The organism is Bacillus sp. AFS037270 (genome assembly GCF_002585305.1).
The window spans coordinates 1-10360 of sequence record NZ_NUNF01000130.1; the positions used below are offsets into that span (position 1 = coordinate 1).

At 38.4% G+C, this 10360-nt stretch carries 14 protein-coding genes; 11 read left to right on the forward strand and 3 right to left on the reverse strand.

Annotation, left to right across the window (positions count from 1 at the left end):
- Nucleotides 1–39 precede the first annotated feature (39 nt).
- On the reverse strand, nucleotides 40–843 hold the full coding sequence (locus COD92_RS31220; RefSeq protein ID WP_098533723.1) for an NAD kinase: 804 nt from the start codon (nucleotides 841–843) through the stop codon (nucleotides 40–42).
- 221 nt (nucleotides 844–1064) lie between these two features.
- Between COD92_RS31220 and COD92_RS31225 the strand changes: the two genes are divergently transcribed.
- The 7 genes from COD92_RS31225 (at nucleotide 1065) to COD92_RS31255 (ending at nucleotide 6985) form a co-directional block, all read left to right on the forward strand.
- Complete coding sequence (locus COD92_RS31225) at nucleotides 1065–1760, forward strand: DUF2953 domain-containing protein (RefSeq protein ID WP_098533722.1); 696 nt, start codon at nucleotides 1065–1067, stop codon at nucleotides 1758–1760.
- Between the two features lie 15 nt (nucleotides 1761–1775).
- Complete coding sequence (ytfJ, locus tag COD92_RS31230) at nucleotides 1776–2285, forward strand: GerW family sporulation protein (protein WP_098533720.1); 510 nt, start codon at nucleotides 1776–1778, stop codon at nucleotides 2283–2285.
- A gap of 205 nt (nucleotides 2286–2490) precedes the next feature.
- Complete coding sequence (tpx, locus tag COD92_RS31235) at nucleotides 2491–2991, forward strand: thiol peroxidase (protein WP_098533718.1); 501 nt, start codon at nucleotides 2491–2493, stop codon at nucleotides 2989–2991.
- 100 nt (nucleotides 2992–3091) lie between these two features.
- A complete protein-coding gene (locus COD92_RS31240; protein WP_098533716.1) occupies nucleotides 3092–4075 on the forward strand; it encodes a class I SAM-dependent methyltransferase in 984 nt (327 codons plus the stop codon).
- Nucleotides 4076–4314: 239 nt separating this feature from the next.
- Nucleotides 4315–5502 (forward strand): acetate kinase, encoded by a 1188-nt coding sequence (locus COD92_RS31245; protein ID WP_098533714.1) that lies wholly within the window; start codon nucleotides 4315–4317, stop codon nucleotides 5500–5502.
- Nucleotides 5503–5634: 132 nt separating this feature from the next.
- On the forward strand, nucleotides 5635–6480 hold the full coding sequence (locus COD92_RS31250; RefSeq protein ID WP_098533712.1) for an EcsC family protein: 846 nt from the start codon (nucleotides 5635–5637) through the stop codon (nucleotides 6478–6480).
- Nucleotides 6473–6985, forward strand: coding sequence for a MogA/MoaB family molybdenum cofactor biosynthesis protein (locus COD92_RS31255; protein WP_098533710.1), 513 nt, complete (start codon nucleotides 6473–6475; stop codon nucleotides 6983–6985). The genes COD92_RS31250 and COD92_RS31255 overlap by 8 nt, the downstream gene beginning before the upstream one ends.
- Nucleotides 6986–7013: 28 nt before the next feature.
- Here COD92_RS31255 and COD92_RS31260 read toward each other — a convergent pair whose 3' ends face one another.
- Together COD92_RS31260 and COD92_RS31265 are read right to left on the reverse strand one after the other, a co-directional pair.
- On the reverse strand, nucleotides 7014–7328 hold the full coding sequence (locus tag COD92_RS31260) for a hypothetical protein (RefSeq protein WP_098533708.1): 315 nt from the start codon (nucleotides 7326–7328) through the stop codon (nucleotides 7014–7016).
- Nucleotides 7329–7497: 169 nt separating this feature from the next.
- A complete protein-coding gene (locus COD92_RS31265; protein ID WP_098533706.1) occupies nucleotides 7498–7950 on the reverse strand; it encodes a universal stress protein in 453 nt (150 codons plus the stop codon).
- Between the two features lie 104 nt (nucleotides 7951–8054).
- Between COD92_RS31265 and COD92_RS32455 the strand changes: the two genes are divergently transcribed.
- The 4 genes from COD92_RS32455 (at nucleotide 8055) to ald (ending at nucleotide 10281) form a co-directional block, all read left to right on the forward strand.
- Nucleotides 8055–8210 (forward strand): hypothetical protein, encoded by a 156-nt coding sequence (locus tag COD92_RS32455; RefSeq protein ID WP_176550512.1) that lies wholly within the window; start codon nucleotides 8055–8057, stop codon nucleotides 8208–8210.
- A 210-nt stretch (nucleotides 8211–8420) separates the two neighbouring features.
- Nucleotides 8421–8672, forward strand: a complete 252-nt coding sequence (locus tag COD92_RS31270) for a hypothetical protein (protein ID WP_176541471.1) — start codon at nucleotides 8421–8423, stop codon at nucleotides 8670–8672.
- Between the two features lie 40 nt (nucleotides 8673–8712).
- A complete protein-coding gene (locus tag COD92_RS31275) occupies nucleotides 8713–9030 on the forward strand; it encodes a hypothetical protein (protein ID WP_176541470.1) in 318 nt (105 codons plus the stop codon).
- Nucleotides 9031–9159: 129 nt separating this feature from the next.
- Entirely contained in the window at nucleotides 9160–10281 is a 1122-nt protein-coding gene (gene ald, locus COD92_RS31280) for an alanine dehydrogenase (RefSeq protein ID WP_098533704.1), read from the forward strand.
- The last annotated feature ends 79 nt before the right edge of the window (nucleotides 10282–10360 follow it).

Here is a 10360-nt window from a genome sequence, read left to right on the forward strand (position 1 = left end):
TTTATGGGTTACAGTTCAATTTACGGATTAGGGCTTTTTTTATAAGAATGTTCGCTTAACTTTATTCCAGAAAGAGTTATCTTTTAATTTTAAGGTTTTTATTTTTTTATCATTAATTTTAATTTGAATTGTTTCCACGTGACGGATACTTAAAGCCTCATTATCCATCCCCATTGTAGGGTGGTCATTCCCTTCCGAAATGACCCTTAAGGTAAGTGTACGTTCACTTCCAACAATAAAGGAAGCACCTAGGGTTCGATACTGATTAGTATTCACAGATGCCACCTCACTAACTTGCATACACGAGAGCAGCGGGTCCACAATAGAGCCGCTAACTGATTTATTATAAGCCGTACTTCCGGTTGGGGTAGCCACAATTAATCCATCACCGCGAAATGTTTCAAGATGAAGATCATCAATGAATACATCTATCACAAGTGTTTTAATAATGGCTGATCTGATACTGAATTCATTCAAACAACGAAATGTACTTTGACCATCGACAGTTACCTCAATGGTCGGATAACGGCGAACCTTTAATTGTGCGCTTGTGGTAATCGCTTCAATCATTTTTGATGTATCATTGATTCGAAAATCACAATACATACTCAGACTATCCATGACTGAAATGCCCATATAAAGGCAATCCTCCCGAAAGCCTGTTTTTCTAACCGCTTGTAAAAATGTGCCATCATCCCCAACACTGGCAATAATATTAGCCTTTCGATAATCATCTACAATTGTAAAATCGTAGCGTTTCGCAAGTTCTAACAGGGGTGCCATTTTCAAAAGTAAATCATCATCCCGTTTGTGATAGAAATAAATATTCCGTCTTATATCCATGTCTTGTCCCCCCTCTAAAATATTAAAAAGAGATGCAATAACTTAGTTGAATTTAAAATGTCTGATGTTAGTTTAGCATTTTTTAGAAACAATATAAAAGAAGGTTAAACTGATATTCATGTTGAACATCCGAGTTAATCCCTAAACCAATCAACATATTGATGGTAGGTTTATTTTTTTCATAAATGCAAATAATAATTGGCTGAAAGGATGTGAGAAAAATGTTTTGGCTGCTCCTCACTCTGCTTATCATTTTGGTCTTATTCCTATTCATTATTTTTACAAAGCTGACAATCTATATTTATTATTCTCATTTTAACGATAATGACGATTTAAAAATAGAGTTACGTGTATTGTTTGGCTTAATCAAATACAAAATAAAGGTACCTGTAATAAAAGTTGATGATGACTCCCCAAGCATTGTTGTGAAAAGCAAATCACAATTGGGAGACAAAGCTGATGAAGACACCGAAACAAATCTAAATCAATTAAACCAGGATGACTTTTTAAGTAAACTTCAGTCCGCAAAAGATATCCTGCATAAGGTTTTTGGAATGAATATAATAGTAAAAAAGTTTTTACAAAAGGTTACAATTAAAAACTTTGAGTGGCAAACCTTAATGGGTGTTGGTGATGCAGCCTATACGGGGATGATGACTGGAGCCTTATGGGCTATTAAAGGAGGGATTATCGGACTCCTTAGCCATTATATGAGGTTGAAAGAAATGCCTCAATTAACGGTTACCCCGCATTTTCAGGCAGCAGTTATCCATACAAAGTTAACATGTATGTTTCAGTTTCGAATCGGGCATGCTATTCTCGCAGGATTAAAACTGATTAAATTCTGGAAGGGCGGGAAACCGCGCCTAAAAAGAAAATCAGATTTTCAAGATGAAAAAACTAAATCCGTTTCATAGAGGAGGATAAAAACTATGTCTGACCATCCAATACAAGGTTTGATGACAACCGCAATGGAAAGTTTAAAAGAAATGATTGATGTTAATACGATTATTGGTGATCCAGTAGAAACCCCAGACGGTAGTGTTATTTTAACAGTATCAAAGGTTGGATTTGGATTTGCTGCAGGAGGCAGTGAGTTTAATAAACAAGATAATGGTCAAAAAGAAGGACAAGGACAAGGACAAGGACAGCCTAAACTTCCATTTGGTGGTGGAAGCGGCGGCGGTGTGTCTATTACTCCTATCGCTTTTCTAATCGTAAATTCTCAAGGTGTAAAAATGCTTCATTTAGACGAAAGCACTCATTTATACGAGAAAATTCTAGAGCTCGCACCTCAGGCCGTCGATAAAATACAGCAAATGTTCTCGAAAAAAGATGAGGGGAAGCAGCAGCAACAACAATCTCAGCAGCAACAACAATCTCAGCAACAACAACAATCTCAGCAGCAACACCAACAGCCTAGAGTCGATTTGGAATTATAAGTGAAAAGTTAATCTTCCTAGATTTAGGAAGGTTAACTTTTTCTTTTGTAATCACGGCTTAACATTAGGCATGAAATAAAAACCAAATTTCTCTAGTTCAAATAATTGCAAAAATAGTTTTGAAAAGATATATTTACACTGTACATAATTAAAGTTTATTCGTCTTGAACGAAGGCTTTAATACAACAAAGGAGGATGAATTAGAATGGCAAATGTTACATTTAAAGGAAATCAAATTACTCTTCTTGGCAATGAGGTAAAAGTGGGCGATAAGGCTCCAAATTTCACAGTCCTTGCTAATGACTTATCAGAAGTAACTCTAAATGATACTAAGGGACAAGTTCGTTTAATCTCATCAGTACCTTCACTAGATACAGGTGTTTGTGATGCAGAAACACGCCGTTTTAATGAAGAAGCAAACAGCTTAGGTAATGTTAAAATCTTAACAGTAAGCGTAGACTTACCATTTGCTCAAAAGCGCTGGTGTGCCGCTGCTGGAATTGAAAATGTTCAAACTTTATCTGACCATCGTGACCTTTCTTTTGGTGAAGCATATGGAGTCGCGATTCAAGAGTTAAGACTTTTAACTCGTGCTGTTTTCGTAGTAGATTCAAGTGATACAGTTGTTTATGTTGAATATGTTAGTGAAGCAACTAACCATCCAAATTATGAAGCAGCACTTGACGCAGCTAGAAACGCAAAATAATATAACTAAGGGCCTCGTGAAATTGCGAGGTCTTTTTACTTGTTTAAAAAATACATACTCGTATAGAATGAATAAGGAAATTTAGTAATGGAGGGAAACAATGAACATTTCTCCAATAGAAGAGTTATTTACATTATTTAATGAAACAGCCCTTATTTTACAAGAGGAATTAGCCTGCAGTTATCTTGAGGCGCTTGCCGAAACAGGTGAGAATCTATTTCAAGGAGCTATCCTGCAGGAAGAGTTAAGTGAATTAACCGTAAAGAGGCTTAAGAAACAATATAGCGAGCTTAGTTTGGACAACTTTTCAAATGAAGACATCCGCAAAGCCTTTCAGTTAGTGATTTTAAAAGGAATGAAGGAAAACGTGCAGCCGAATCATCAAATGACTCCCGATTCTGTAGGAATGCTCGTTGGTTACTTAGTTGAAAAATTTATGCAGAAACCATCCTTTCGTCTCCTCGACCCGGCCGTAGGAACAGGAAATCTTTTAACAACGGTGATCAATCATTCTCGTAAACAAATCAGCTCCATTGGTGTAGAGATTGATGATATCCTAATAAAGCTTGCTTATGTAAATGCAAACCTTCAGGGACATCCGATTCAGTTTTTTAATCAAGACAGCTTAGAATCTTTATTTATTGACCCCGTTGATGCAGTAATTGCTGATTTACCTATTGGATACTATCCGAATGATGTAAGAGCAGCCGACTACCAATTAAAATCGGATACGGGCCATTCCTATTCACATCACTTATTTATAGAACAGAGTGTCCGGCATACCAACCCAGGAGGATATCTGTTTTTCTTAGTTCCTAATGGTCTTTTTGAAAGTGAACAGGCGCCGCTGCTGCATGAATATATAAAGGACCATTTATATATTCAAGGTTTGCTGCAATTACCAACAAGCATTTTTAAAACTAAGAGTTCAGCCAAAAGTATTTTGATTTTACAAAAGAAGGGCGATAACATCCAGCCCCCTAAGCAGGCTTTGCTTGTGAATCTGCCGAGCCTTTCAAACGCCTTTGAGATGGATAAGATCCTTACGAAAATGGAAAAGTGGTTTCAAGAAAATAAAGGATAAAATGGGGAAGATACCCTGTTTTATCCTTTATTTTGTTTTTTTTAAATTAAGAAATTTGTGAATATATGAACATTTGTCATGTAATCGGTATCATGTGAATTATTCCTTGAAATGTCCTATCTACAGTGATTAAATGAAAAATTGAGGGAGATAAACAGGGTCGGTTTGCACAAAATAAAGGTGTATTAAAACATAAATAATTACAAGTCGATGTTGTTATATAAAAGGAGCGTTCTAAAATGGCAAAAGTTATTGCAATCAATGCAGGAAGTTCTTCGTTGAAGTTTCAGTTATTTGAAATGCCTAGCGAAGAAGTAATCACGAAAGGACTTATTGAAAGAATAGGCATAAATGATTCGATTTTTAATATTACGGCTAATGGCGAAAAAATTCAAGAAATCACTGATATTCCAGATCATGATGTAGCTGTTAAAATGCTGTTAGATAAATTAACTACACTGGGGATTATCAAGTCTCTCAACGAAATTGAAGGAATTGGCCATCGTGTTGTGCACGGTGGAGAAGCTTTTAACGATTCAGCTTTAATTACTGATGAAGTTTTAGCTAAAATAGAAGAATTATCAGAATTAGCACCATTGCATAATCCGGCCAATGTTACCGGAATTAAAGCATTTAAGCAGGTCCTGCCTAATGTTCCAGCAGTTGCTGTATTCGATACAGCTTTCCATCAAACAATGCCAGAGAGTTCTTTCCTATACAGCTTGCCATATGAATACTATAAAGAATATGGTATCCGTAAATACGGCTTCCATGGCACAAGCCATAAATATGTATCACAGCGTGCAGCAGAATTATTAGGTCGTCCGATTGAACAACTTCGCTTACTCTCTTGTCACTTAGGGAATGGAGCAAGTATCGCTGCGATTGAAGGCGGCAAGTCTATTGACACATCTATGGGTTTCACACCACTTGCAGGGGTAACGATGGGAACACGTTCAGGGAACATTGACCCAGCGCTCATTCCTTACATCATGGAGAAAACCAATCAAACTGCTGAAGAAGTACTTGATGTGTTAAATAAAAAGAGTGGTATGTTAGCTGTTTCTGGTTTCTCAAGTGACCTGCGCGATATTATTGGTGAAGCTGACAAAGGAAATGAGCGTGCAGAGCTTGCATTGGATGTGTTTGCTAATCGTATTCATAAATATATCGGTTCTTATGCTGCTCGTATGTATGGCGTAGATGCGATCATTTTCACTGCCGGTATTGGTGAAAATAGTGACCCGATTAGAGAACGTATTTTAAAAGGATTAGAATTTATGGGTGTTTATTGGGATCCTGCTTTAAATAAGGTTAGAGGCGAGGAAGCATTTATCAACTATCCTCATTCACCAGTTAAAGTAATAATCATTCCTACAAATGAAGAGGTTATGATTGCCCGTGACGTTGTTCGTTTAGCCCAATAATGTTAATTCGGGATTTCTGAAACTTAATAATTTAGAAAAAGGCAAAAGCAGTTTTTAACCGTTTTTGCCTTTTTTCAGTCCTGTTTTGATGTGATATACTGGTAAAAGAAACAATGAGCAGGAGGGGTTACATTGCCATTGACAGACCGTGAAACAGTTGTGATGAATGAAATACGCTCATGGGAAAAAAACTTATTAAATTACGAAGCGAATGATTTTCAATTACTATATGAAAAGTATCTGGAGCGTTCTTTTTCCTTGTTGCCAGAAAAGGTTCAAAGGCAATTTTTCTACTTGATCGACGGTTGGTTATTTCATTTACACAGTATTATACAAGGGTCACAGCTTCAAATGGATGCAAAGGAAAGAATCCTTACATCAGGCAGAATCTTTCGAAAAGATATAGAGAAAATCACGGACCTACGACAGTTGGATATTGATCAATTGAAATACATAGCAGAGCAGCAAATTGCCAAGCATCGCCTCTATTCCTTTGCACAAGGCGGACTCTCTGGGACGGGAGGTACACTTCTGTTAGGGGCAGATATCCCAGCAATGGCAGTTATAAATTTACGGGTGGTTCAATTGATTGCTATGACCTATGGATTTGAGGTGAATACTCCATTTGAAATGATGACATCTTTAAAAGTATTCCATACCGCCACACTGCCGCCAAGAATCCAAAAAGAAGGCTGGGCTTCTTTGATGACAGAATTAGAGGCACATGAAGAGTTATATTTTTATGAGGGAAATGAGAAAATTACCGATATTACCTGGTTAGAGCAGCCGGTTCAACAGCTATTTAAAGCAATGGTGATCATGCTGTTTCGAAAACGGGCAATCCAAGGTATACCGCTTGTCAGCATGGCCATTGGGGCTGGAACGAATTATCAATTAACCCGGAAAGTAACGGATTTTGCCCATAAGTACTATCAATTGCGATATCTAAAGGAAAAAGAGGAGTCATACGATGAGTAGCGAAGAACATAAAAAGGAAGCACCGAAGGCAGTAAGATGTAAGATCATTACTGTCAGTGACACTAGAAATCAGGAAACAGACAAAAGCGGCAAGCTAATGATGGAGATGCTTGAAGGTGCTGGACATAAAATCGTGGATTATTGTATTGTTAAAGATGAAATTGCTCCGATTCAGGCCGAAATTCTTAAAGGCTGTGACAGAGAGGATATTGATGTTATTCTAACAAATGGCGGGACCGGGATTGCCAAGCGGGATGTAACGATTGAAACAGTTGAAGGTCTGCTAGAGAAAGAAATTGTCGGCTTTGGGGAATTATTTCGCATGCTGAGTTACCAAGAGGATATCGGTTCTGCTGCTATCCTATCCAGAGCTATAGCAGGTGTAGTTAAAGACAAAGCGATATTTTCAACTCCTGGCTCCACTGGTGCGGTGAAATTGGCCATGAGTAAATTAATCCTGCCTGAGATTGGGCATGTGGTTAGAGAGCTAAAAAAAGACTTATAAACAAAAAAACTCCCTGTCAGTGGGAGTTTTATTGATGGACTTTTGTGGAAATGGTTTGGTTAGCACGGTACCACAGCCATAAATCATTGATAATCGAAGCCAGATCAGCTATTTCCGTATTCAACTTACAAGAACGAGGAAAGTCATTTTCGTTTGAGAGTTTATCCTGTTTAAGGTTTATTTCCTGCTCAAGTTCCGCAATTCGATCTGGAATAGATCCGCGAATCTGTTCCCAATGAAGTAAAATATACTGCTGCGTTTCCTTGCTATATTCATCCCACTCAATCCCTAAGTCCGGCACATGGATCCCTAGCCGTTCATCAAAATAAAAATGATCCATCATGTGTCTGCCTCCTATATTTCAATTTGTATATAGTAGAAATGGTGTCAGGCACCATCTTAAGATAATTGTTCTTATTGTACTATAGATAGAGTGATCATTCACGATAATATATGAAACTTTTAACGAAAAGCACGGGGCAATTAGCTCCGTGCTTTAATAGTCTATATGTTTATTCTGCATCTTTTATTGTTCGAACGACAAGAACATCACAAGGTGCGTAGCGAGTGATATGTTCAGAAACACTTCCAATAATGAACCTTTCTACCACATTCATACCAGTAGCTCCGCAGAGGATTAAATCAACATGATGCTTTTTGGCTATATCTCTAGGAATGCGTATTTTAGGGGAGCCGTATTCAATCTCATATTGAACGTTTGTTAATCCTGCTTCAACAGCTTGTTGTTGATACTTTTCGAGCATATCCTTTGCTAGCTTTTCTGCTCGATCGCCAATGACGGTATCATATGCTTCAATTAAGGCAAACGACCTTGTATCGATTACATGTACTAATATCATACGTGCACCATTTCGTTTGGCAATTTCTATCCCTTTTTGAAATGCCCAATCCGCTTCCTTTGACCCATCAATAGCGACCAAAATATTTCGATATTTAAGTCCCATGATTATCATCTCCTCACCTTGATTATACAATATTTAACAATGAATAATTGTTTCAATTTTTCGAACAATAATGAAGTAACATATCCAAAGGGGGCATGAAAGTGATGGAAAGAGAATCAAAGAATAAGTATACGTTTGAATTTGATGAAAAAGGAACAATGGAGGTAAGCCAGCAGATATTGAACTCCTATAATAGCGGCTTTATAGGGGAAGGAACGGCACTTGCAGACAGCAGTGATTTTGCTGCTGTAGAGGAATAAAGTAGAATTTTAATTAGGGATAAGCTGTCTAGATTAGGCAGCTTTTTTCTTTTGTTTGAAATCTTAACGATGAGACAAGGCCAGCTCCAGTCCTATCGTGCGTTAAACGGGCGCTTTCCGCTTTTGGGGTGTACTAGTCGTATGTCCTTGAAAATTCAGCAATAAAGGGCGTTTACCCAGGAGTTTATAGTTAATCATGCATATTCTTTAATGTGCCAAGTAAAAAAAGAGGAGGAAAACATAAATAATCATATGTATATGGCGCCTGTGAATTATAGGCAAATTGAACAAATCCCTGGTTATGGCGGTCAGGACTCTCGTATTTGGGGGGGCTTTGGCTGGGGGAGACCATGGGGATGGGGCTTTGGCAGTCCATTCTTTGGAGCACCATTTGGCTTTGGAATGCCTTTTGGATTTGGCTTTGGTTTTCCGTTCTTCGGGGGCTTCCCATTCTCTATTTAACAAAAACTGAGTAAAAAACTGATAAGGAGGAGAGTAAAAATTGACAACTGAAATGCATGGATTAAATACAGTGGATGAAAGACTTCACCACGGCTTCGGTCATTTTGGAGGTTTCGGTCATTTCGGAGGTTTTGGTCGTCCAGGCTTTGGTTTTGGCTTCGGCCGCCCTGGTTTCGGCTTTGGATTTGGCCGTCCGTTCGGTTTTGGTTTTGGCCGTCCCTTCGGTTTTGGTTTCGGTCTGCCATTTTTAGGAGGCCTAGCAGCGGGTGCTTTATTAACAGCACCATATTATGGATACGGATATGGATATCCTTATTACGACCCATATTATTATCCATATTATCCTTACTATTATTAAATCATGAAAAGGAGACTTGCCATTTGGTAAGCTCCTTTTATTTACATGATTATGGTTACATTTTAAGCACAAAAGGATATATTATAGTAACTTGATTTACCTGAAAAAGAAATTTAGGAGGTTAGCACAATGCGGATTGGAGTACCGAAAGAAATAAAAAATAATGAAAATCGTATTGCCATGACACCGTCAGGAGTTGTTAATCTCGTAAAATATGGACATGAAGTAATGATTGAAAAAGGTGCAGGACTCGGCTCCGGTTTTTTAGACGAAGATTACCGCTCTCATGGGGCACAAATCGTGGAAACAGCTAGTGAGGCTTGGTCAATGGACATGGTTATGAAGGTAAAAGAACCACTTCCAAGTGAATATCAATATTTCCGTGAAGGGTTAATATTATTTACATATTTACATCTCGCGCCTGAACCGGAGCTAACCAAGGCATTAATTGACAACAAAGTAATTGGTATTGCATATGAAACGGTTCAACTTGCGAACCATAGTCTGCCATTACTTACACCCATGAGTGAGGTTGCTGGAAGGATGGCCCCGCAAATTGGCGCACAATTCCTAGAAAAGGTCTACGGGGGTAAGGGGATCCTGCTTTCAGGTGTTCCAGGGGTACAAAGAGGAAAAGTCACCATAATAGGCGGCGGGGTTGCCGGTACAAATGCGGCCAAAATGGCGATTGGACTAGGCGCAAAAGTAACCATTATTGATGTGAATCCAGATCGTCTCCGTCAATTAGATGATATTTTTGGTTCGGATGTTACCTCCCTCATGTCTAATCCCTTAAATATTGCTGAAGCCGTGAAAGACTCGGATTTAGTCATTGGTGCTGTACTTATCCCAGGAGCAAAGGCTCCCAAGCTCGTAACAGAGGAAATGATTCGTTCCATGACACAAGGAAGTGTTGTGGTCGATATAGCGATCGACCAAGGAGGAATTTTTGAGACAACTGACCGAATCACAACTCATGATCATCCAACGTATGAAAAGCACGGAGTGGTCCATTATGCTGTTGCGAATATGCCTGGCGCTGTCCCTAGGACATCAACCATCGCCTTAACAAATGTAACAGTTCCTTATGCACTCCAGATTGCTAATAAAGGCTATAAAAAAGCATGCTTAGAAAATGAGGCTTTGTTAAAAGGGATCAATACTCTAGGAGGCTATGTAACTTACCCAGCCGTTGCAGAAGCACAAGGTATGAGCGTTTCAGATACAAGGAAATTACTGGAACAAAATTAAAAGAAGAGGCCGCGGCCTCTTCTTTTTTACATAGGTAAGAAAGTATAAAAGTTTTTACCTAGAGAATTGTCCAGCTCCA